The 21494-nt window shown below is 67.1% G+C and carries 19 protein-coding genes; 10 read left to right on the top strand and 9 right to left on the bottom strand.

Translation table 11 applies throughout. The features are described from left to right. Nucleotides 1–226: 226 nt before the first annotated feature. From AC1DW8_RS03500 to AC1DW8_RS03485, 4 genes are read right to left on the bottom strand one after another with little or no spacing between them, the layout of a single operon-like run. Nucleotides 227–886, bottom strand: coding sequence for a LuxR C-terminal-related transcriptional regulator (locus tag AC1DW8_RS03500; RefSeq protein ID WP_478091896.1), 660 nt, complete (start codon nt 884–886; stop codon nt 227–229). After that, entirely contained in the window at nt 871–2526 is a 1656-nt protein-coding gene (locus tag AC1DW8_RS03495) for a histidine kinase (RefSeq protein WP_478091894.1), read from the bottom strand. The genes AC1DW8_RS03500 and AC1DW8_RS03495 overlap by 16 nt, the downstream gene beginning before the upstream one ends. Then, a complete protein-coding gene (locus tag AC1DW8_RS03490; protein WP_478091893.1) occupies nt 2523–3890 on the bottom strand; it encodes a sensor histidine kinase in 1368 nt (455 codons plus the stop codon). Before AC1DW8_RS03490 ends, AC1DW8_RS03495 begins: the two co-directional genes overlap by 4 nt. Then, nucleotides 3887–4258, bottom strand: coding sequence for a response regulator (locus AC1DW8_RS03485; protein WP_478091890.1), 372 nt, complete (start codon nt 4256–4258; stop codon nt 3887–3889). The genes AC1DW8_RS03490 and AC1DW8_RS03485 overlap by 4 nt, the downstream gene beginning before the upstream one ends. A gap of 139 nt (nt 4259–4397) precedes the next feature. Here AC1DW8_RS03485 and AC1DW8_RS03480 point away from each other — a divergent pair, with 139 nt between their 5' ends. Both AC1DW8_RS03480 and AC1DW8_RS03475 read left to right on the top strand, forming a co-directional pair. Further along, nucleotides 4398–4856 carry a hypothetical protein gene (locus tag AC1DW8_RS03480; RefSeq protein WP_478091888.1) on the top strand — a complete coding sequence of 153 codons (459 nt, stop codon included), beginning with the start codon at nt 4398–4400 and terminating at the stop codon, nt 4854–4856. Beyond that, nucleotides 4838–5896: a TRAP transporter substrate-binding protein gene (locus AC1DW8_RS03475; RefSeq protein ID WP_478091886.1), complete on the top strand. Its 1059-nt coding sequence runs from the start codon at nt 4838–4840 to the stop codon at nt 5894–5896. Before AC1DW8_RS03480 ends, AC1DW8_RS03475 begins: the two co-directional genes overlap by 19 nt. Nucleotides 5897–6554: 658 nt before the next feature. Here AC1DW8_RS03475 and AC1DW8_RS03470 read toward each other — a convergent pair. The 3 genes from AC1DW8_RS03470 to AC1DW8_RS03460 form a co-directional block, all read right to left on the bottom strand. After that, nucleotides 6555–6902: a hypothetical protein gene (locus tag AC1DW8_RS03470; RefSeq protein WP_478091884.1), complete on the bottom strand. Its 348-nt coding sequence runs from the start codon at nt 6900–6902 to the stop codon at nt 6555–6557. 276 nt (nt 6903–7178) lie between these two features. After that, the gene (locus tag AC1DW8_RS03465) at nt 7179–8189 is read right to left on the bottom strand and encodes a DUF4037 domain-containing protein (protein WP_478091882.1); all 1011 of its coding nucleotides are present in this window, start codon (nt 8187–8189) and stop codon (nt 7179–7181) included. Between the two features lie 561 nt (nt 8190–8750). Further along, on the bottom strand, nt 8751–9722 hold the full coding sequence (locus AC1DW8_RS03460) for a TolB family protein (protein WP_478091880.1): 972 nt from the start codon (nt 9720–9722) through the stop codon (nt 8751–8753). A 537-nt stretch (nt 9723–10259) separates the two neighbouring features. Between AC1DW8_RS03460 and AC1DW8_RS03455 the strand changes: the two genes are divergently transcribed. The 3 genes from AC1DW8_RS03455 (at nt 10260) to AC1DW8_RS03445 (ending at nt 12579) form a co-directional block, all read left to right on the top strand. Further along, nucleotides 10260–10970, top strand: a complete 711-nt coding sequence (locus AC1DW8_RS03455; RefSeq protein ID WP_478091878.1) for a uracil-DNA glycosylase — start codon at nt 10260–10262, stop codon at nt 10968–10970. Nucleotides 10971–11255: 285 nt separating this feature from the next. Continuing rightward, nucleotides 11256–11654 (top strand): methyltransferase family protein, encoded by a 399-nt coding sequence (locus tag AC1DW8_RS03450; RefSeq protein WP_478091876.1) that lies wholly within the window; start codon nt 11256–11258, stop codon nt 11652–11654. A 571-nt stretch (nt 11655–12225) separates the two neighbouring features. Further along, nucleotides 12226–12579, top strand: a complete 354-nt coding sequence (locus tag AC1DW8_RS03445; RefSeq protein WP_478092585.1) for an N-acetyltransferase family protein — start codon at nt 12226–12228, stop codon at nt 12577–12579. 1011 nt (nt 12580–13590) lie between these two features. Here AC1DW8_RS03445 and AC1DW8_RS03440 read toward each other — a convergent pair. After that, the gene (locus AC1DW8_RS03440; RefSeq protein WP_478091874.1) at nt 13591–14244 is read right to left on the bottom strand and encodes a nucleotidyltransferase domain-containing protein; all 654 of its coding nucleotides are present in this window, start codon (nt 14242–14244) and stop codon (nt 13591–13593) included. Nucleotides 14245–14507: 263 nt separating this feature from the next. Here AC1DW8_RS03440 and AC1DW8_RS03435 point away from each other — a divergent pair, with 263 nt between their 5' ends. The 4 genes from AC1DW8_RS03435 to AC1DW8_RS03420 all read left to right on the top strand — a co-directional run bounded on the left by AC1DW8_RS03435 (nt 14508) and on the right by AC1DW8_RS03420 (nt 18672). Continuing rightward, on the top strand, nt 14508–14810 hold the full coding sequence (locus AC1DW8_RS03435; protein ID WP_478091872.1) for a putative quinol monooxygenase: 303 nt from the start codon (nt 14508–14510) through the stop codon (nt 14808–14810). Nucleotides 14811–14851: 41 nt separating this feature from the next. Beyond that, nucleotides 14852–15604 carry an AraC family transcriptional regulator gene (locus AC1DW8_RS03430; protein ID WP_478091870.1) on the top strand — a complete coding sequence of 251 codons (753 nt, stop codon included), beginning with the start codon at nt 14852–14854 and terminating at the stop codon, nt 15602–15604. Nucleotides 15605–15751: 147 nt separating this feature from the next. Next, a complete protein-coding gene (locus AC1DW8_RS03425; RefSeq protein ID WP_478091868.1) occupies nt 15752–17122 on the top strand; it encodes a geranylgeranyl reductase family protein in 1371 nt (456 codons plus the stop codon). A gap of 284 nt (nt 17123–17406) precedes the next feature. Continuing rightward, the gene (locus AC1DW8_RS03420; RefSeq protein WP_478091866.1) at nt 17407–18672 is read left to right on the top strand and encodes a hypothetical protein; all 1266 of its coding nucleotides are present in this window, start codon (nt 17407–17409) and stop codon (nt 18670–18672) included. A gap of 267 nt (nt 18673–18939) precedes the next feature. On the opposite strand, the gene AC1DW8_RS03415 is transcribed toward AC1DW8_RS03420, so the two are convergent. Next, nucleotides 18940–20117 (bottom strand): IS3 family transposase gene (locus tag AC1DW8_RS03415; RefSeq protein ID WP_478092583.1). Its coding sequence is split into 2 segments (ribosomal slippage): nt 18940–19830 and nt 19833–20117, totalling 1176 coding nucleotides; the frame shifts between segments, so codons are not numbered across the junction. 511 nt (nt 20118–20628) lie between these two features. On the opposite strand from AC1DW8_RS03415, the gene AC1DW8_RS03410 reads away from it, so the two are divergent. Continuing rightward, nucleotides 20629–21336: a lysostaphin resistance A-like protein gene (locus AC1DW8_RS03410; RefSeq protein ID WP_478091862.1), complete on the top strand. Its 708-nt coding sequence runs from the start codon at nt 20629–20631 to the stop codon at nt 21334–21336. Nucleotides 21337–21494: the final 158 nt, after the last annotated feature.

Below are 21494 nucleotides of genomic sequence, written 5' to 3'. Positions count from 1 at the left end.
CGCGGTCAAGCTCCTGATCAGGCCAGCTCCTCCCAACCGGGCCGGGGCCGGCGACCACGAACGGACAAGTCGCAGCAGGGCACGAGGCCAGTCACTCCGTGGGTCACACTCGTGGTCACCAACCACAGCCAGCACCATCAGGCTGCGAACGCGATCCTCACAGTCACTGCGCCGGGTAGCGCCCTCGTGGACGCAGCGTCGCTCCGCCGAGATAGGGGGTGTCCGGCTAGGCGGGGTCCCCGGGCGAGCGTAGGAATGTCAGCGTCGCCAGCACTCGGCGGTTGCCGTGAGCCTCGGCCGTGATGTTCAGCTTGGCGAAGATGCTGGTCAGGTGCGCCTCGACGGTCCGCGGCGTGATGAACAGCCGTTCCGCGATGGCACTATTGGAAAACCCCTCGGCTGCCAGAGCGAGAACATCCCGCTCGCGGTCGCTGAGGCTTTCCAGCGGGTCGGCGGGGCGTCGACGGCCGAGCAACCGGTGAACGATAGTAGGGTCGACGACGGTCTCGCCGTCCTGCAGCCGTCGCAGCGCGTCGAGTAGGACCGCCGCGTCGTAGACCCGCTCCTTGAGCAGATAGCCGACCCGTTCGGGGCGCTCCTGGAGCAGCCGCATTGCGTAGGCCGGCTCGATGTACTGCGACAACACCAGCACGCCGACCTGTGGATGCTCCTGAAGGATCCGCTCGGCGGCGACGAGGCCCTCGTCGGTGTGTGTCGGTGGCATCCGGATGTCCACGACCACAAGGTCGGGATCCGACAGCGCGATCTCACGGTGGAGCGAGGCGGCGTCGTCTGCCTCCCCTACGACGTCAACGTGGACTGTGCGTAACATGGCGATGATGCCGGCCCGGGTGAGGGCGGTGTCGTCGGCTACGACGACGCGCACGGGATCACCGCCTCGATCTCTCCGGGTCGCAACTGCAGGTCACCGCCGAGGGCGCCGACCCGGTCCGCCACCTGAATGTAGTCGCCGGCGGCCGCTCCCGTTACAAGAACCCGCAGTCCCGCCCCGTTGCTGATCGACACAGCCAGCCCGCCCTGGGCTTGGCTGACGGCGCCGGCCACGACGGCATACGCCGCGGCCCGGACCGCCGGGTCATCGATCGGCGGGACCGGCGCCAGCAGGACGGGCACCGCGGCGGTGTCGATGAGGCCCTCGAGCGCGTCGCCGAGGCCGGCCTCGTCGAGGATCGCCGGGAAGATCCCGTGCGCCAGCTCCCGCAGCTCCGACAGGGCCGCGACCGCCTCGTCGAGCGCCGCGGCGACTCGAATGTCCCCCGGCGCCGCCGCAAAAGCCAGGCGCAGCTCGAACGTCAGCGCGAGCAGCAGCTGCTGGGCTCCGTCATGCAGGTCCCGCTCGAGGCTTCGGCGGGTGGCGTCAGCGGCGGTGACGACGCGAGCCCGGGACGCCCGGAGGTCCCGGAGCCGGGCGAGCACCTCGGCCTGGAGCCGCTCGTTGTCGATCGCGAGCCGGGCCGCGGGGCCCACCACCGCGTCCAGTGGCTCTTCGGTGGAGTGGTGTGTGATGACGGCGACCGTCTCACCCCCGCGCACGACGGTGGTCCGGATGGGGCCAGCAGGCTCAGGCACTTCGCGACCGCGCTCGTCGACGAACCGGCCGGTCCCGGGGAGCCAGTACGCGACCTGCACGGTGGGGTCGTCGAGCCGGCGCATCAGAGACTCGCGCAGGGAGCCGCCGCTGGCGAGCAGGTCGCTCAGGAGCTGCCGGGAGCGTCCGCGTTGTACCTCTCCGACCGCGACGTCGGTCGCGAGCGCCACTGCCACCAGGGTGAGGGCGGCGGCCCGAGCCACGAAGGCGGCCCACCAGGCCCCCGTCGGCTCCTCGGGCGTGCCGGTGCGCAGCAACAGTCCGTACCACGTCTGCCCGGCCAGCGCTGCGCAGCAGGCGATCCCCACCGCGAGCGCGGGACCACGGGTGCGCCAGCCTAGGAACACTGCGGCGACGACGGCCATGACGGCGGGCGCCAGCTGGTGCACCTGATCGGATATGGCGACCAGGCCCGGCAGGTGCCGTACCAGGAACACGTTGGTGCCTTGTCCGCAGTTCTCCCAGCAGTCGCGCATGAGGAAGGGGTCCCGGAACAGGGCCCGGCCAATGCTGACGCCGATCCCTGTCGCCCATCCGGCAATGATCACGGCGCGGCCGATCCGCCCCGGCTCGCGCACGCCGATCGCCACGTGCAGCAGCGCAGCGGGCAGCAGCGGGGGCAGCAACCGGGCCGAGGACACGAGCAGGTCGTCGTGGCCGGGTGTCAGCCACACGGGGGCGAGCCAAGCGAGGCCGGCCAGCGCGGCTAGCGGACCGACCGGGCCCGGCCGCAGCAGCCAGTAGGCCAGCCCTGCGGCGACGGGTAGCAGCCCCGCGGTGTACCCCAGGGCACCCCATTGCGACGCCTGGACGTAGGTGGTCTGAGGACTGAACCGGCCGGGAATCGACAGCACCGCCACGACTGCGGCCAGGGCCGTCAGGCCGAGCAGCGCCGCCACGACGATGCGGGTCCTCATCGCGCCGCTCCGGTCGGCAGCCTGAGCTCCAGACACGTGCCATTGACTGGATCCGAGCTGATCGCGAGCCGGCCGTCGAGAGCCTCGACCCGGTCGCGTAGCCCCAGTAGGCCGCTGCCGGCTGGGTCGGCGCCACCTCGCCCATCGTCGCTCACAACCATGACAAGGTCGGGCCCGTCGATCCGTGCGGAGACGGCGACGCTGTGCGCGGCGGCGTGCTTCACCGCGTTGCTGAGCGCCTCGGAGCAGATGAAGTATGCCGCCACCTCGACCTCGGGAGCAGCCCGCGCGTCCGGTACGTCGACCGTGACCGGCACCGGACTGGTCGCTGCGAGAGCTTGCAGCGCGGGGGCCAAGCCATCGGCTAGCTGGCGCGGGTGCAGGCCGCCGGCGAGCGTCCGTAGCTCGGCGACGCTCGCTCGGGCATGCGAGCGCGCGACCGCGACGTGCCCACCGTCCAGGCCGTCGAGCAACCCGGTGATGCGCTGCAGCCGACGCTCCGGCCCCCGTTCGAGGCGATGCTCCAGCGCTGCGCGTTCCTCGTCCGCGGCGACCACCAGCCGGCGCCGCGACGCAGCCACCTCGGCGACCCGGTCGGCCACCACACGCTGAAGCTCTGCATGGTGGGCGTGCAGCCGGTCCGCCACGGCGAGCGCCTCCTTCAGCACCTCGTCGTCAGGGTCGCCCAAGAGATCCGCGACCACCTGCCGGGCAGGGGCCGGACCCAGTTCCACCACCAGATCAGTGACCTGCTGCGTGTATCGGGCCAGAGCCAGCCACACCAGTCCGGACGCAACTACGAGCGCGCCTTCGTAGGCGAGCATCGCAGGCAGCACCCCCGCCAAGCCGGGCACCACGCTGCGCACTAAGGCCCCGCCCGTCACTGACACCGCCACCACCGCGGCCGCGGCGACCATCGGACGGCGCAGGCGCCCGGCGGAGCGGCGCTCGATCGCGACGCCGGCAACGACCACGACGGCCGCCAGGACATTGACCCGTTCGTCGCCCCAGGGCGCCGGTACCAGCACTGACGCGCAGCCGATCACGAGCAGGATCCGGCCCATTCGGCTTCGCGGAAGCCAGCCCGGGGCAGCGAGCAGCAGGCCCAGAAGCACGGCACGGTGCCAGACCGCGGCGCCCGGTACGAGCCCGCCGATGAACCATGCCACCGCGACGCCCAGGCTCAGCACCCCAGCGGCCCGGGTCCGGCTCCAGAGCCCCACTCCGACGGCCAGCCAGGCGAGCCCGACGACGAGGTCTGGCAGCCACTCCTCTGCCTGGTTGACGCGAAAGACGGCGAGCTCGGCGGCCACCGCGAGCCCCACGGCCCCGGCGACCAGAAGGACACTGGCGAGGCGCCTCATCGACGCTGCCCAAGTAGGTCCCGGAGACTCGGCCCCGTCAGCTCACCCTTGGCCAGGAAGCCGACCGCGGCCGAGCTGGCCACGCGGTCGCCGTAGGTCCGCGCGCGGCGGCTGGAGACCAGCACGACAGTTGACACCGGGGCCAACAGCGCCAGGTCCTCGGCCACGGCGAAGCCATCGGAGTCGGGCAGCTGCACGTCGAGGAGCACCACGTCGGGGCGCAGCCGGATGGCCTCCGCCACCGCGTCGGCGCCGGTCGCTGCCTCGCCGACGACTGCGAACCCCTCGGCCTCCAGCAGCGCGCGCGCGGCCGCACGAAAGGCCGCGTGGTCGTCGACCACCAGGACACACGGCGCGACCTCGGGCACGCCCTGATCGTCGCACCGGACGCCCATGCCGTGATGGTGGAAAACCACAATCCCCGTCGGCCGGAGTCGCGGGTCGGCCACGATGGCGGCAGGCCTCGAGATTCCTAGCGTTGCGAGCATCCCGAAAGGAGCAGGAACGATGAAGAGACTGACAACCGCGGCCGGCTTCCTCCTGGTCGCAACCGTGCTGCTGGGAGGTTGCGGCAGCAGCGATATGGAGCCGGCCGCTGCCACAAGGGCGGCTGGCACGATCGAGGGCACGTACCGCTACGAAAGCACCCGTACCGAACTGGAGAAGTCACCGCTTCTAATGGACCAGGGTGAGGTCAACGACGGGAACTGGGGGACCATGACACTGGTGCTCAACGACGGCAAAGCGCGCTGGGACCAGGTCAACAGGATCGCAAACTCGACCAGCAGCGGCACCTACACCACGAAGGACGGCCGGCTCGCCCTGGCCTTCACCGCCGGCGACCTCGCAGGCAACACGTTCACGACGGCTTACCAGCTCGTCGGGGACACCCTCACCCTGACCCGCCTTGACGGCGCGATCGGCCCGACTCCGTTGGTGATGAAGCCATGGACACGGCTCCCGTGAGGCGGGCCCGATGCCGGGCCAGTGCAGCCGCCCTGCTCGCGCTGATCTGCACCGCTATTGCCGGCTGTAATGGCGAACCCGGCAAGGCGGGTGGGCCGCCCGCGCCGGTCGTGCTCACCCTGGCCAGCGGCGATGCCAGCCTCCAGTACCACCCGACCATTGAGCGCTTCCTCGCACTCGTCCCGGAGCTTTCCCACGGCCAGCTGCGAGTTGAGGGCCGGTTCGAGGTGGGCCACTTCGCACCGGACCGCGACCAGGTCGTGATGCGACAGGTGGCTGCCGGGGACGCAGACCTGGGCTACGTGCCCACCGCCAGCAGCGGGGCGCCCGGCCTCGAGGCGCTCAACACCCCGATGCTGATCGACAGCTACACCGTGCTGAAGGCGATCGTCGCCGCCGACGCCACCAAGCAGCAGCTGCAGCAGCTCGAGGACGTCTCGGGTATCGCCGTCATGGCGAACCTCTTCCAACGGCCGGTCGGGGTCAGGCGGGCATTCCGCGGCCCAGCCGACTACCGGGGGGCCACATTTGGAGCGGTAGTGGGCCATGAGGTAGGGACCGCTCTCGGCTTCACACCGGTGACGGCCTTCGGCCCAAACCGAGACGAGCTCATCGCAGCCGGTCGACTCGACGGATTCCCGTTCACCCTGACCGGCTACCCGATCAACGACTTCGCCGGCCGTGCGAATCATGTGACTCTCAACGTGCCCTTCGGTGCGGCCACCACCGTCCTCATCGGCAACCCAGGCGCCGTGAGCAAGCTGACCAAGCAACAGCGCCAGTGGATCCAAGAGGCCGCGGGCAAGGCTGTCGCGGAGTTCGACCCCGTCACCATCGAGTCCGAGGCGATCCAGGTCCTGTGCAACCAGGGCGTCGAGCTCGCGCTCGCGACACCCGAGCAGCTGACCGCCCTGCGCAGGGCCTTGCAGCCGGTTTTTGCGGATCTGGCGAAAGACCCGAACACCGGCCCGCTCGTGCGGACGGTGGAGGAGCTGCGGGCCACACTGCCGGCCGATCCGGCACCAGCGACCTGCAACTGATATGTAGTAGTTCCTGCCAAGAGCCAGGGTGAGGCGCCGTCCGGACGAATGAGTCCTGACGGCGCCTCTGCTTCGTCATGTCCGTGCCTGGTGAACGTGTCGTTGGCAACCGGCGGGTCACAGTGACACAGGCTGCGGATCAACAAGCCGCCCGAGGATGCGTCAGCCTTCTGCTTCGAGAAGTGCCCGGACATGTCGACTGGCTGCTACGGGATCTTCCGTGTCGAGGCATTCCCCGGCTTGTGAGCCTTCGATGGTAAACGGCGCGGAACCGCGCGGGCCGGTGTCGATTCGAACGTCTGCCCGCCCGACCTGGATCCAGTAGACGTTTTCATCATCGGCCGGGTGAGTCCCCTCTAGCCGGGTCACGTCAGCGAATGGGAACTGGGTCCTGATGGTTGCGAGTATCAGGTCGAGTGGCCACCCGTTTGATCGTGGGGCTCACATAGCCTTGCGCCGGCCACCTTCTCAAGCCAACGATCATGGCGGGCAGTGGCTTCCTCAGCTGCCGCGATCCGGGCGTTTCCGGAGGTGCGTCTATCCGCCGCGATCCGGGCCCCCGCCGAGCCCGCGTCTAAGCAGTTTCGACCACCAGATTGCCTCGCCTCGACACGGAAGGGGGCGAACAGCCAGTCGACGGACCAGCCAGAGTTCCTAACTAATTCGACTTGGGTGAGAGCACCGCCTCAGGATTCTCGCGCAGGTGCTGACGGTACTGAGTTCGCACCCATAGGGCGTAGGCGCTATCCGCCTTCGCCGCAAGTCTCGTGACCCCAACGGCGACACAGATCCAGCCTGCCAAGGCAGCAATGGCGGCCAGCACGGACACCGCCGCAGCGTGCGCAGCGATCGAGACTCCGGCCACGAGCGCCCCGAGAAAGCCCATAAACATGCCCCAACCGAGCATCCGCGAGCTCGATAGACCGACTTGCACGAGCAGGCCAGGCCAGTGTGCGGTCATCGAGCTGGGATGTTTCACGGCGTTCCCGCCTCCGATGTCAGACATATGTCTCCTCCGTGATCGACTGCGGGTTAGGTGCGAAGGATCATTCAACTGGAAAGCCGCCCATATGCGTCCTAAACGGTGAAACCAGGCGCGCCATCGTCCGAGCGCATCATCTCGGCTCCTTCGCGTAAGACTGATGCGTCCTTTCGCCGCCTGTCGCTCTGACCCGATCTCCCGCACCTGCCGATGAACCGGAACATCGAGTGCGCCCGGGAAGTCTCGGCGCTGACCCTGGCGCCGGTCCTTGTGGGGGAGCTGATATCAGTGGGCGCCGCTTCAGTCGAAGAGGCGCAACAGTATGAGCCGGTTCTTCGGTGTCCAGATCAGCTCGCGGAACTGGTCCACGGGTCCGACGGGCCATCTCTGCGCAATGCTCACGACCGCCGGGTCCTCGATCAAAGGGAGGAGCAGGTCCGGGATGTCGGCCCAGGCGACCTTGAAGGGTCGGTCCCACAGCTGCACGACCTTGGTCGTCACCGGAGCGGTCAGGCCGAGCGCGTCGTGCATCGCGGCCAGCCTCTCGTATGCCGTCATCAGCGCCGCTTCGCGGTCCTGCCAAGCCTCGGCGCGCGCGACGTTCCACAGGATGGGCCTCATCTCCGAGCCACACCCAAGGCGGGAGAAGGCCGTTCCGAACCATTTCGAATACGGCGCGTACTGTCGTTCCATCAGGAAGCCGAGCCGCATGAGATCCGAGACAAGACGCGACCCGATCACCCAGGAGCCCAGCTCGTCGCCCGCGGCGCCTGATCTGCCGACCAGATTCATCTCGGGGTGGACGCGCCACCAGCCGGCGAGCAGCATATACAGCCAGACGTCGCGGGGATAGTAGGCCAGGCGGTCCCGCGCCGCCTGCAGGCCGACCTCGTCGTGAAAGACAACCCCCGAGGTGAACATCCGCAGCCCGTGCTCGGGCAGTGTCAGCCAGTCGCGCGGCTCAATGTCGCGGGCGATGTCCAGCTCCAGCTGCTGCCGGACATAACCGCGGACGGTGTGGACCTCGTAGCCGATCGGGCGGCCGGCGAAGGTCTTCGCCAGATCCCGCTGCAGCGCCTCCCGGACCGCGGCGCCATGGCGCGGCTCGTCCTCCTCGGCGAGGAAGACCAGGGCACGCGGCTTCCAGTCGTGGTCGGTCGACATCTGGTCGTCGAAGCCGAGCACCTCCGACCCGCGGCCGAGCAGCGCCGCAGAGTGCGGCAGGTCAGGGAACCTGGCGCTCAGAAGGGGCCGCACGACCTCGTGGTACAACCGCCGACTCAGCTCGGCCCCCGTAACAAACGTCGACATGCGACCAACCCCCTACTCGAGACCTCAGTGTGGACCCATTCACCAGTCGGTGTTGCTCCGAGGCGGCGGAGAGTGCCGCGGGGCGCTGATAAGCGGCTGGTACGCGAAAGCCGCTGGTCACGCGGATCGGATTTGCTTCACATCGCGGCGCGGCAGCCGCCGGATCTCGCCACAGGGTTCGCCGAGTCGCGTGCATTGACCGAGGAGACAGTCGGGTGAGCCACCGCCAATGGCTGTCAAGGGTCGCGGAAACGGGCTGCACCGAACTCGAATGGCTCATCGAAGGCGATGCCTCGTCGGCCTGGAAGATCGCCTCTCCTGTGTCCTCGTTGAACCCAGAGGGGACCCAGGTTGAAGGCGACGAACGGTTCCCACACCGGTGGCAAGCGCCCCTTCCACTCCGCTCCGTCGCTGGCGCCGAGGCGAGGAGAGGTAGCCACATTTGGGGTCTTTCCGCCGGCATGCCAGCGTGGCGGCGTCTTCTCGAAGCCGCGCGGGCCCACACCACGCAGTCGGCGTCCGCCGCTGCTCCTAATCCCGCATGCATGCGCGCCTTGGCGCCTATCTCGTGATTCTCGCCCGAACCCAGTCCGGCTGGTGACTTTCGATCGGATTGTCCTCGATGAAGTGGCGATTGGAACCGTCGGGACTCATGACGGCCAGCCCCAGAACACGGTTCTGCTGCTGAAGGTGACGGCCTTGCAGGAACATGATTTTGCTACCGTCTGGTGACCAGACTGGGTCCGCCGAACCGTCTCCGGGAATGTTTTGGGTGAGATTGCGCAGACGCTTTCCGTTCGAGTTGACGACGTATACATCGCCACGACTCGTCGGGTCGGGGTACGCCTCGAAAACGATCCGTCCTCCCTCGGGTGACCAGACGGCGTCACCTGCGCCGATGGCGAATGAGGTGATCTGCGCGGTGTGTCCCTTCAAATCGGTCGTGAAGAGTGCCGACCCGTCCGCGTCTCGCGTGAACACCAGTCGGCTACCGTCGGGGGAGAACCGTGGAGCGTGGTCGTAGGAGGCATCGGCCGGCAACGACGTGACCCGACGGATATCACTGCCATCTGGTCGCATGACATAGATTCCCTGCCCATGCGGGTAGCCGTCGCCGTCCGACTCGAAGGCGATGAGCGAGCCATCCCGAGACCACCCCGGGTCCCCGCTCACCCCGCCCTGTGATTTGGTCAGGTTGGTCACTGAAGTCCCATCAGCGTTCATCGTGAAGACGTCGTTGATGAACGACTCGTCTGCCGGGTTCGGATCGCTGCGGTCGCTGTCAAACGCGATCTTCTGGCCGTTCGGAGACCAGACCGGCCATCCGCTGTTGGCATTCTCAAACGTTAGCTGCCTGGCGGCGCTGAGGTCTGAGTCTGCAACCCAAATCTGCCAGTGCCCATCCGCATCCGGCCGCATAAATGCCACCATGTCGGTTTTCTGCGGATTGGCATCTGTTGGTAGTCCGAAAAGCAGCGAACCAACTGCGACGAGGGCTAATGCGAGCGCCAAGCGAATGACACGACGAGCCATGACGTCTCTCCTGAGGATTCCCGAACGGTCATCCGAACTGAAGAAAGTCTGAGCTCCGGACGCTTGGGACCGATACTCCTCGCGCACGACTGGTGTGTCCAGCCTCCAGCGCGGCCAGTTCTTGACGGCAGCCAAGAATGGCGCCCGCCATTTAACCCAGACGGAACCCAGCTCTGGGGACACCTCAGTTGCACGCGTCGTTGAGAGCCTCCGAACGCCGCGGAGGTCAACCGACTTAGCAGGCGACGTCACCTCGCTCTCTTTCGTGGCCGGATCCGCAAAGGGGTGGAGAACGATGGCCCGCAGAACTGCTCAGCCTGGACAAGACCCCGGCGACCGGACCACAAGCGTGCGAGCTCCATGGAATCGACGCAGGCATGAGCCGTCTGCACGCGAGAGGAGGTAGCCCTTTCCGCCACCTGTCGCCCTGCCGTCGGGGTGACATCATGCACCCGCGCGCTCATCGCCAGCTCACGCGGAGGAGCATGGGGAGAGACCGCCATTCCGCCAAGGCGGGTTCAGCCCAAGGAGGAACTCATGACCACCCGGTCGGACGCGTCCAAGCTCCCCAAGGACTGGGCCGCCGCGCTGGCCAAACGCGGGCTCGACCAAGAGGTTCTCGACGCGCTCGTGGCTGACACCTATGACCAGAGTCCCGTGGCGGTCTACCCAGCGCGCTCCGACGTGTTCCGAGCGTTCCACCTGACCAGATTGAAGGACGTTCGAGTAGCGATCCTGGGGCAGGACCCCTACCCGCGCCCCGGACAGGCCAACGGACTCGCCTTCTCCGTCCCGGAGGAGGAGGCGATCCCCCGATCGCTCAGGACCATCTATACGAATCTTCAGGACGACCCAGCGATTCAGATCGAGCGACCACTTCACGGAGACCTGTCCGCGTGGGCAAAGAACGGCGTGCTCCTCCTCAACACGGCGCTCACAGTCGAGGACGGCCACCCCGGGTCACACGCTCGGCGATGGGAGCATTTCACCGATCTCGTTCTGCAGGTCCTTAACGAAGATTGCGACCATGTCGCGTTCCTCTTGTGGGGATCAAAAGCCATCCGCAAGGCAACGTCGATCCCGATCAACGAGCCACCACACACGGTGATTCGATCCGCCCATCCAGCTGTCTGGGGCAAGACGAGAGAGCGGCGGTTCATCGATTGTTTCCCGTTCACCGAGGCAAATGACTTCCTACGACGACACAAACTCGAGCCCGTCGCCTGGGACCTACCAACCGCGAATTGACAGGGGCAAGCAAGCCGCCGGCCCCGTCTCCGCAGTCGCGTCTATTCGCCGCCAGACGGACGACGAGTTCTAGACGCTCGCTCAGGATCAGCCCAGGTCGAGCAGGGTGCCTAGCTCCGCTGTCTGGCCGATCCACGTCTCGTGTTTGGCTTCTCGACAAAGTCGGCCGGGAGGCGCAGGGTAGATAAGGTGCCACGCATCCCTCCCCCAGCAGCGGCCCTGGGCGCAGCCTTGGTCCAGCGTGCGCTCTCGGACGGAACCTGCCCGCCGACCAAGGCGCGCACTGTGGCCTCGCTGACCATCTCGCTGGTGTCCTTCTCTATGGCCGGCGCAGCCGCGAGCCGCTTCCGTCGAAGCGGCACTACCCTCGAGCCGTTTCAACCGGATCGGGCATCGGTGCTGATCACCGGCGGTGCCAACTCAGTCAGCCGCAACCCCATGTACGTCGGCATGGCGGGACTGCTGCTGGCGCACGCCGTGTGGCGAGGCTCATGGACGGCGCTCCTTCCATTGGTCGGCTTCGTCGTCTTCATCGACCGCGGCCAGATCCAAGCGGAGGAAACGGCACTCCTGGAAAGGTTCGGGGAAGCATACGAGGCCTACCAGTCGACGACGCCCCGATGGATCGACCGGAGATCTTTCACCTGGCCACCCACTCCACAGAGGGCGACAACTGTCATGTAACGGCTCGCGACGCTCCTATGGTCGTCAACCAGCAGCTGCGCCGTTCAAGCAGGCGGTACAGGTAGCGGGCAAGGCATGGTTTGATCTCTCGGGTGGTCGTTCCATCTGCACTGCGGCGGGCGAGTCAGTCGCGGGTGGCTGGCTGGTAATGGATCCGGATCCTGACACGGCGTGTAGGGCTCGGTAGAGCTGGCGATCTTCTAATGTCTGTAAGGTCGCCAAACAACTGCGCCCCCAGATGCGCTGCCTGCAACTGCTCGGACCGCCGCCAACTGCGTCGCGCCGCCGATCCACCAGCGCGGGGCAGCCATCAAGGCGCCGCGATACGGTCTTTTCGGCATCGATGCGGTGCGGAACTGGGGATAGTGTTCTGCGCTGTCGGAGGCACGCATGTCGTGGGTCTCCGATGAGGATGTGAGTGGCCGTGTCGACAGACTTTGAGGTGGTGGTGCCGCACCTCGCTGACGCTGTGGAACTGGCCTCAGTCCACGTTCAGGCGTGGCGGGAAGCCTAGGGAGAGCTGCTCCCAGAGAATTTCTACGATGACGCCGCGCGCGGGAGTCGGCAGGTGATGTGGTCGGGTCTGCTCTCAGAGGAGGATGCCGGGGAGCCGGTCCGTGTCGCCCGGCGCGAAGGCCGAATCGTGGGGTTCGCCTTAAACGGTCCGGCCTCCGACCACCAAGGGCACCCGCCGGAGCGCGATGAGCAGCTGTATGCGCTCTACGTGCTGTCCAGCTGCTATGGCCACGGTGTCGGTCAAGCTCTCCTTGACCAGGCTCTCAGCGAGCGGCCTGCACAACTGTGGGTGGCCAAGGACAACGCGCGGGCTCGACGGTTCTACGAGAAGAACGGATTCACAGCAGACGGGACCGAGCAGGTCGATCCAGATCTCGACGGGCTGGTCGAGATACGCATGGTGCGATAGGCCGACGTCGCCGCCCTCACGACAGCGATGTCCGACATCCCGCACCACCGCCAAGTGGTTGCGTCCTTTCGCCGCTAGGGCCCAAAGCGCGGCACATGTTCGAGCCGGTGCCGCCCGGCCTCTTCTGCATCCGATCTCGAGCTCACCTGGCCCGCGCCTAATCGATGGGCCCCGTGCCGCCGATATCCCGCAACGCGCCGTTCGCAGGCACGACTACGGCGAATTTCGCGCAGGAGCTCTTCGTGGCGCTGCCGCGCCAAGCGCTGCTGTTCGTCACGGTCCTTGGCGGCATCGCGGAGTCGCCACTGCTCCAGTTGCCATATGCCAGCCGACGCCGCACAGCGCTCCGAGGATTCCGACGACCCGGTCCTGGTAGGCGGCCCACAGACTCAATCCCGCCGCGCCTATGAATGCACCGGCGGCAAGTGCACGACGGATAGCGGGAGACCACTCTCGTCTAACCCAGCCCACGCTAAGCACCATGACCAGCACAGGCCCGATCGAGAGCCCAGCGGGTGCCAGCCACAACCACGTGCCGGGGGCTTGGTCGACCAAGTTCATGGTCATTACGGCCAGCATCATCAAGAGCCAGAGCAATAGGCCAACGATGGTGATCGCCCTGACCACGCGTCCGGTGGTCAGCGCCCAGAATGGTTTGAGAAATCGTCGCACGCCCCAATGGTTCACCACAGCTGTGACATTCGACCCTATGAGGAGCTCACCAGGACGAGCTGCTGCCTGGCGCTATGACCGAGAACGGTGCCATCCAAGGGCCTCCGCTCAGCGCCAGCATCTGGATGGGTCCGCAGAGGTGCCCTATCCCCCCAGTCAGGGGCTACGCCAAGGACCAATGACGTTTGCCAGGGCGGGCCGACGCAGGCCAAGACACACTGCCCTGTTGTCTTGCGAGACGTGCGTCCTTCCGCCGCCTGCCGGGCGTGTCCCGCTCACCCACATGCTTGATAGGTGGGTGAACTTCACCCACTTTGGCAGCGTCATCCCCGGACGTGATCACAGCCGGCCCAGCCAATGGTGGTGCGGCACAACGGCTGCGAGAGCTTCTCGCATCCAGGCTCGCTGCTGCCGGGTGAGGGTAGGGAGGGTGGCCTCGAAGTCGGGCTCATCCTTCGCGCGACCCAGTCGGGCCTTGAAGACAAGAACGATCTCTGGGAGCAGATACCGAATGCCGTCACTGCCAAGCCACGTGACCTCCTCGACGGGGGCGACATGCCCGGGAAGGAACTTGTTCGTCCAAAGCCCGTCGGCGTCCGGAGTCAGGGGAATGTCGACGATCCACGGCGAGGCGGCATCCGAACGCAGCCAGAGCTGGCTTGCCGGCTCATCGACGGTGGCCCAACGGTCGCCCAGAGGGTGCAGGACCCCACCGACGTTGTTCCAAACGTGCCACCGCCCCTTCATAAACTCGACGAACGCGGGCACGTCGCACACCAGCATCGAGACATCGGTGTCTTCGTGCTCGCGTCGGTATCCGGTGGCGGCTTCGATGGCCCAGCCGCCGACGACCCACCACGGCCGGTCGAATCCGCTCATCTCCTCGGCGAACTCGCTGGGCTCCATCGGACGCCAAGCACCGTAGAGATCCAGAAAGGCGGCCTCCCGCGCTTCCTCCTCCTCAGACCGCTCAACCGGCGCTCGTTCGCACACCTCAAGCACCCTTCCATACCTAAAGCGCGGACCTACCGCAGAGATGACTTAGCGTCCCTGCCCATGCCGCGATCCGCTCGTTCAGGGAGAAGGCCGCGGGGCGTCTAACCGCCGCCTGTCGACCCTCTTGGCGTCGGCATTCCCGGCACGGCTGTGGCGGCGTCCGCTGGACGCGTGAACGCGTCCGGTGGACGGAGGCGCCACGCGAGGACTCCGGGGAGGCTGGAGAAGTCATCCACCACCTTCCAGATTCAGGAGACATTGTGTTCATCGCCATTCTCGATTTCGAGACCGTAGCCGACGACCGCGCCCGCGCTCTGGCCCAGCTTGAGGGCGAGCGGGCGCGCGTCCGCTCGATGCCGGGCAACCTCGCTTTTCGCGTGTACGCCTCACGTGAGGACGAACGCACCGTGACGGTCGTGCACGAGTGGACCGATCAGAGCTCGTTCGCCGCCTACCTCGCCTCCGACGCGTTCGCCCGGTCCAACGCCGTGCTGCGACCCATGGTGACCGGCGGGCCGGTGAGCCGCCGATTCCGCGCGGAACTCGTCGAGGCCGTCGCCTGACCGGAGCGGCGTCCCTACGATCGGTGCGTGGGAGTCCACTCGTGACCCGCGAGGCCTTCGCGTTCACCCGGTCCTTCGGGCCGACCGGGCCGACCGAGCTGGTCGTCGACCGTCATTACCTGCTCTGCGCCTCCATGGGAGCGCTGCGCCTCGAGGCCGAGGGCCAGCGCTGGCTGCTCCCCCCGGCCCGGGCTGCGCTCCTACGAGCCGGGCGGCCGGCCACGATCGCGATCCCGCAGCCGGCTAAGACCGCGTCGGTGCTCTTCCACGTCGACTTTGTGCCGCCGCCGCAGCAGCACCTGACGGTCTTCGACCTCGACCCACTTGCTCGCGCGCTCGTCAGCGAGTGCGGCGCGTGGCAGGAGGCGGAGGAGCCACTGCCCTCGTACGCCCGAGCTATCTTTGCCGCGCTGGCCGCGGTCGCTTGGCGGCTAGCCGAGCGCCCCAGCCCCGTGGTCATGCCAGCGGGACGCTCCGCCGAGGTACGGACCGCGTTGCAGCTCACCGAGGAACGGCTCGGCGACGACATCCGGTTCGAGGAGGTCGCGGCCGCGGTCGGGCTGGTCCCGCGCTCGCTGGCCCGTCGGTTCGAGGCCGAGGTCGGGATGACCTGGCGCGCCACCCTGCGCCGGATGCGGGTGCTGCGGGCCGTGGAGCTGCTCGCGGCCGACGACGCGCCGATCACGAGGATCGCCCACGAGGTGGGCTACGGCTCGCTGTCGGCGTTCAATGCCGCCTTCCGCGAGCTGACCACAGTGACGCCATCGGGCTATCGCGCCACCTTCACCCGCTGAACACGGTCCCGGCGCATCCGGCTCAGACCCACCCCAGGCACCAAGACTCCGTTCCACACCCATGCCGAGGACAACGTTCCGCAACCTCACCGTCGGCCGGGTCGCACCCTCCGGCGCGTCGCACGACGACATCCCCATCCACGGACCATGCCGCGAGCCGCGGCGCGGCAGACCTGTGTCTATCCGCCGCGTCAGGTGGGAGATGGCGCTAGTGGTTCACTCGACAGATGCCGTCCGTCCCCGCGACCCTGCGTCCGGCCCTGCGTGCTGTCCTCGACAGTCTCCTCGTCGCCGACCTTCCAGAGCGGCTCACGAGAATTTGGGACTACGACGGGAGGGGGCGCTCGGACTATGACCTCCGATGACATCTGGGACGTGGTCGTCGTCGGAGCGGGACCGGCCGGAAGCTCAGCAGCGCTGAGTGCACTGCACGAAAGGCCGGACGCTCGGGTGTTGCTGCTTGACCGCTCCGACTTTCCGAGGGACAAGTCGTGCGGCGATGGGATAGCACCCCACGTTTTCGACGTACTGCGCTCCCTGGGAGCCAACGAGACCGTGCGGGAACTTCAGCACCATCACCGTGCGGTTGAAACGCTGGAACTGTCGATGGGCGCCCAAGGCGTGACCCGTCGGATGCGTCGACCTGCACTGGTGGTTCCCCGCGCCCAATTCGACGCCCGCCTCGTCGACGCCGCAGTCGGTGCCGGTGGGATCCTACGCCGGCACCGCGTGCGCACCGTGGAAACGAGTCCAGAAGGGGTACTGCTCGACGGGACGATCCGCGCTCGAGTCGTCGTGGCCGCCGACGGTGCCCGCTCAGGGGTCCGCCTGAGCATCGGACTGGGACTGCCCCCACGAATGGCATTGGGACTCCGGGCCTATGCGCCAACTCCTCGCTCGCGTACGGGTCGTCAGGTAATTCGCTTCGGGCAGGACCGCCAACCCTCGTATGCATGGGCCTTCGACCGGGGCGACGGATGGTCGAACATCGGCTACGGCGAGGTACTGTCCGACCGGTTGTCCACACCGTCGCATGCGCTCATGGTGCAGCGGGTAGAGGACCTTCTTCCAGGGTCGACCTCTGCAGCGCACTCCTGGCTCGGGCACCACCTGCCCCTGTCGACGGCGCGGTGGCACCAACCTGCCGGTCGAATACTCCTTGCGGGTGATGCTGCCGGGCTGATCAACCCGCTGAGCGGAGAGGGCATCTACTACGCAGTCGCCACCGGTGCCTGCGCCGGTCGGGTGGCCGCCCTCCGGGCGACTTCACCCGCAGAAGGGCAGCCCGCTGATCCTGGCACCGCTCACCGTGAAGGAGTGCGTCGCCTCCTGCGAGCCAACCTCGTCAGCACGGCTATCGCCGGCCGCATGGTCTCAAAGCCCTTGGTCCTTTCAGCCGGGCTCCGCGCGTCCGCGGCCGACCAAAAGGTCTTCGATGACCTCGTAGAGCTGGCACTGGGTCCCGGCCGGCTCACGCCTCGAATCCTTCGAGGCCTGGTTCGGCACGGACGTGAGTAACGTCGACCGACAGAGCCCTGGCGTCCGACGTTTGTCAAGGATTGAGCGCGTCAAACCGCCGCGAAGCGGCAGTGTCCTTCCGCCGCGGGTCGCGCATCCTGAAGGTGCCGATCCGAGCCGTGGCTCGTCGGGTCTAAGTCCGGCTGTCCGAGCCTGTTGAGCGTCCGACATGCGCCTCGCTCGCTCGTCGGAAGAAGATGGAACGTACTGAACGTCCTGTTGAACTCTGGCGCGACGCTCATTGTGCACGGCGTGGCGGTCATTGTGCTTCGAGAACGCTGCTCATGGTGTTCACCTCTGGCGTCGCGCTTCCTGGGCATCACGGGCTCCTGGAAGAGGCTCCGAAGGAAGGGTGGGGATTCATGAACCGGAGAGTCGTGTGGGTCCTTCTGGCCTCACTCGGGTGGCTCGGCCTTGTTCTAGTAGCGGTGTGGATGAAGGCACAGCCAGCCTCGCTATGGCGTGTGCTCGAAGCACCTGTGACGGTGGTTGCCGGGGGGTTCGCTGCCGTCGTGGTGGCAGCGTTGTTGTTTGATCCGATCAAGTTTTGGGTCGCAAGAGCGGCCGCCGACGAAGTGGAACGTCGCGAGGACCAGCGGTGGCTGCGAGACAAGTATCCGCACGCGCGAGCGACTCAGGACGCCCTGCGCCATGAGGCTGCCATCGGAGCGGCTCTGCTCTACGAGGCCGTGGCGTCGACAGGGGCACTAACTGCCGTAATCCCCTCTGAGACGCTGCGCTGGGATGTACGACGTCTGCCACCCACCCACCCTGCCCTCGGCGCCGACAGTGGGCCCGAGGAGCTGGCGGCAATGTTCCAAGCGCTGGCGCAGTCGCTGAAGGACGATGAGCGAAGCCAGTGGACTGGCCCGATGGCCTTGGCCAACATCCAACTCAAGATGGTGTTGACCGTGCTACGAGTGCATCAGGAAGAGGAGCAGATCGCGCATGTAGTTCGGATCATGGGGGCGGACTACTCGAGGAATGCAGATGATCGTGTGTGGCTTGTGCCGGAGCGCCATGAATCGGTTCCGGGCGAGGTGCGGGAGCGCCTCACCGACACCGCGGTCGAGGCATTGGCCTCATTCCCCGACGCTTCGGTGGCCGACCGGCTTGCGATAGTTGCCAGCCGTCTCCTGAATATGGGCAATGCGGTAGCCGGCGCCCGGGACTTCGATCCCGCCCCCCTCACGAGGGCGCTGCTAGTGCTCACGGTTCAATCGGAGCGGCTGCGGTACGTGGTGTCGTCCCCGACTGCGCATGCGGTCGTGATGGGGGATGGAACTGTGCGGGAGGCGACCACCGGCGATCCGTGGCCCAATGCGTTGGATCGAATGCGCACCGTAGTACGTGTGTGGCGGGCCATGATGGATGTCCGGAGTCAACTGCTTCAAGCCACGGCCCAGACCCTAGAGGCGGCCAGCAGGCTCGGTGCCGACACGCGCAACGCCTGGCTTGACGACCCGACGGAAAAGGACGACATCCTCGGCAGCGATGGCTCCTGGGATCTGTGGCGCCTCCGCAACCACGTGAAGTTCGAGTCCGACTGAAGGCCGTACCGTTAAGCGCATCGCCGGTTGGTCACTTACCCAATGCAACGACAACGCACGGCAACTCACGGGGGCCTCCCAGGGGCCCCCAGGCACAATCGGTAGACGTGGTTAATTCCGGGCGTACCCGATGAGTGCAGCCGCGTCTCTTCGCCGCCAGCCGACCAGCGAACGTCGTACGGCAGCGCTATGGACTCAACTGGCGCGCCGGTGTCAACGGCGGCTGAAAATGGACGGGTCTGCTGCACGAACAGGTGACAGTTTCGGTTAGGCCACCTGGGTGGTGGTTGTCGTCATGATCAACTCGTATTCGATCGGGGTCAACCGGCCGAGACGAGGCTGTCTCCGACGGCGGTGGTAGGTGCGTTCGATCCACGTCACGATCGCGATCCGCAACTGCTCGCGGGTCGCCCAGGCCCGACGGTTCAGGACGTTCTTCTGCAGCAGCGCGAAGAACGACTCCATCGCCGCGTTGTCACCAGCCGCGCCGACCCGACCCATCGAGCCGACCATGCCGTGACGGTGCAGCTGGTGGACCAGTTTCCTGGACCGGAACTGCGACCCGCGATCGGTGTGCAGGACACACCCGGCCACATCGGCGCCGTCAGCTTGACGCCGGGCGACGGCGTTGTCCAGCGCCGCGACAGCGAGGGAGGACTTCATCCGTGAGTCGATGCTGTAGCCCACGATCCGATTGGAGTACACGTCCTTGACCGCGCACAGGTAGAGCTTGCCCTCGCCGGTCCAGTGCTCGGTGATGTCGGACAGCCACAGGCGATTCGGGGCGGGCGCGGTGAAGTCCCGCTCGACCAGGTCGTCGTGCACCGGCGGCCCCGGCGTCTTGCCGTGGCGCCCGCGCTTCTTGCCGAACGCGGACCACCAGCCCAGCTGCGAGCACAGCTTCCACGCGGTCCGCTCAGCCATCGCCTCGCCGGCCTCGCGGGCCTCATCGACGGGGAACCGGTAGCCGAACTCCGGGTCGTCATGGTGGGCGTCGAACAACGCGTTCGCCCGGTAGGCCGCGGTCAGCTCGGCGGCGGTGACCGGGTTGGCCAGCCACCGGTAGTAGGGCTGGCGGCCGATCTTCAGCGCCCGACACGTCACCGTGACGGGGATCCCGTCGCCGGCCAGCTCGCGGACGAGCGGGTACATCATTTTCCCGGCAGGTGAGCCTGTGAAAGATAGGCCGCCGCGCGGCGCAGGACCTCGTTCTCCTGCTCGAGCAGCTTGATCCGCTTGTTCGCCTCCCGCAGCGCCTCGGACTCACTCGCAGTCCTTGCCGGGACCGACCCGCTGGCAGAGCGTCGCTCATCGATCGTCAGCCACCGCTTGAGACACGACGGCGAGATGCCGAAGTCCTTCGCGACCTGGGCTACGGAGGCATCCGACTCCTTGAAGACCCGGATCACGTCCTCGCGGAACTCGTTGGGAAACGCCTTGGGCATGGTGCACATCCTTTCAGCGCCGACACACATCGACGCAGATCAGATGTCACCTATCCGTGCAGCAGACCCAGGCGCATTAGGCGCGGCTGTGGTGCTCCTGGCCCTCCCGAGCCGACTTCCGCCCGGTGTGTTCACGGCCACGCGGGCGGCGACAGGTGCGTCACACCGCCGCCAGTCGACCGCCGCGGTGGGCTTAAGGGATAGCGCTGGCTGCAGCGAAGTCGGTCAAGGTGGCGGGACCGGGTCCGCATCTGGGTGGTGTGCGCCCCTCGCGCGAAGGCCGGATGAACCCCAAGTCCCGGGAGTTCGGGTTTACAGGCGACTGGGTGGCAGCTCAGGGCTGGTTCGGGATCGACGTCAGGGTCATTCCGGATGTGGAGCGGTGGCCGCGGGGCGCATTCTGCGGAACATGCACGATGTCGACCGAACGTTGAAGCGAATGGCCGTCCCGCCTGACGGCAGGTCCCCGTCAGCAGCGAGGGCCGCGCCACCTCAGTACAGCCTGCGCCAGGTGCTGGGCCTGTGGGCGTTGGCGGCACTGCCGATGGCGGTGCTGGCTTGGCTGGTCACCCCGGCGTTGGCGGATCGGCTGAGTGGTCCTGCCGCTTGGCCGAAAGCACTGCTGGCATGTCTGACGGTGGGCCTGATGTGGCAAGGCGTCGTGGTCCTGGTGCTGCTGCGACGTGAGATCGGCCCCCTTCACTGGGGCGCCATCAAGGACGCGCTGTGGTTGCGCCCGCCCCGTAGCCCGGGCACCGGCCGCATCGGTGGACGGCTGTGGTGGGTGCTGGTCCCGGCGATTCTCGTCGTCGGCATCGAGCAGCTCCTGCCCTCGCTGCCGGTCCCGGCCGGTCGAGACCTCGGGGTTCTCCTCCGGTCCTCAGAGGGGCACGACTTCCTGTCGGGGAACTGGCCGTGGTTCGCGGCGATCGTTGTGATGGCCGTCTTCAACACGATTCTCGGAGAGGAGCTGCTCTTCCGCGGGCTCCTGCTGCCAAGGATGCACGGCGTCTTCGGCCGCGCCGACTGGCTGGCCAACGGGGTCCTGTTCGCGTCGTATCACCTGCACATGCCGTGGGCCATCCCCAAGATCCTGCTGGACAGTCTGGCGCTGGCCTATCCCGCCCGCCGGTACACCAGTGCCTGGCTGGCCATCATCGTGCACAGTCTGCAGTCGGTGCTCATCGTGGCGGCGTCACTCGCGCTCGTTCTTCATTGACCGCATGATTCACCTCATGGCCGACCAAGCGGCTAGACAACCGTGCCCTTCCGCCGCGAAGCGGCCGTGTCCTTCCGCCGCGTGTCGTCTGGGCAGTAGGCATCCGTGTCGTCCAGGCCCTATAGGTTCAGCCGGACATGAGCGGAGATCTGGAGGTA

The organism is Terrabacter sp. P2_E3 (genome assembly GCF_056403915.1).
Note: the sequence above shows the minus strand (reverse complement) of the source record. Positions and strands in the feature narration are given on the sequence as shown.

Excerpts from the sequence above, each read along its gene's own strand:
- AC1DW8_RS03495 (WP_478091894.1), bottom strand. The coding sequence starts at position 2,526 with ATGAGGACCCGCATCGTCGTGGCGGCGCTGCTCGGCCTGACGGCCCTG.
- AC1DW8_RS03475 (WP_478091886.1), top strand. The coding sequence starts at position 4,838 with ATGGACACGGCTCCCGTGAGGCGGGCCCGATGCCGGGCCAGTGCAGCC.
- AC1DW8_RS03455 (WP_478091878.1), top strand. The coding sequence starts at position 10,260 with ATGACCACCCGGTCGGACGCGTCCAAGCTCCCCAAGGACTGGGCCGCC.
- AC1DW8_RS03445 (WP_478092585.1), top strand. The coding sequence starts at position 12,226 with ATGTGGTCGGGTCTGCTCTCAGAGGAGGATGCCGGGGAGCCGGTCCGT.
- AC1DW8_RS03470 (WP_478091884.1), bottom strand. The coding sequence starts at position 6,902 with ATGTCTGACATCGGAGGCGGGAACGCCGTGAAACATCCCAGCTCGATG.
- AC1DW8_RS03460 (WP_478091880.1), bottom strand. The coding sequence starts at position 9,722 with ATGGCTCGTCGTGTCATTCGCTTGGCGCTCGCATTAGCCCTCGTCGCA.
- AC1DW8_RS03465 (WP_478091882.1), bottom strand. The coding sequence starts at position 8,189 with ATGTCGACGTTTGTTACGGGGGCCGAGCTGAGTCGGCGGTTGTACCAC.
- AC1DW8_RS03490 (WP_478091893.1), bottom strand. The coding sequence starts at position 3,890 with ATGAGGCGCCTCGCCAGTGTCCTTCTGGTCGCCGGGGCCGTGGGGCTC.
- AC1DW8_RS03420 (WP_478091866.1), top strand. The coding sequence starts at position 17,407 with ATGGTGTTCACCTCTGGCGTCGCGCTTCCTGGGCATCACGGGCTCCTG.
- AC1DW8_RS03480 (WP_478091888.1), top strand. The coding sequence starts at position 4,398 with ATGAAGAGACTGACAACCGCGGCCGGCTTCCTCCTGGTCGCAACCGTG.
- AC1DW8_RS03425 (WP_478091868.1), top strand. The coding sequence starts at position 15,752 with ATGCCGCGAGCCGCGGCGCGGCAGACCTGTGTCTATCCGCCGCGTCAG.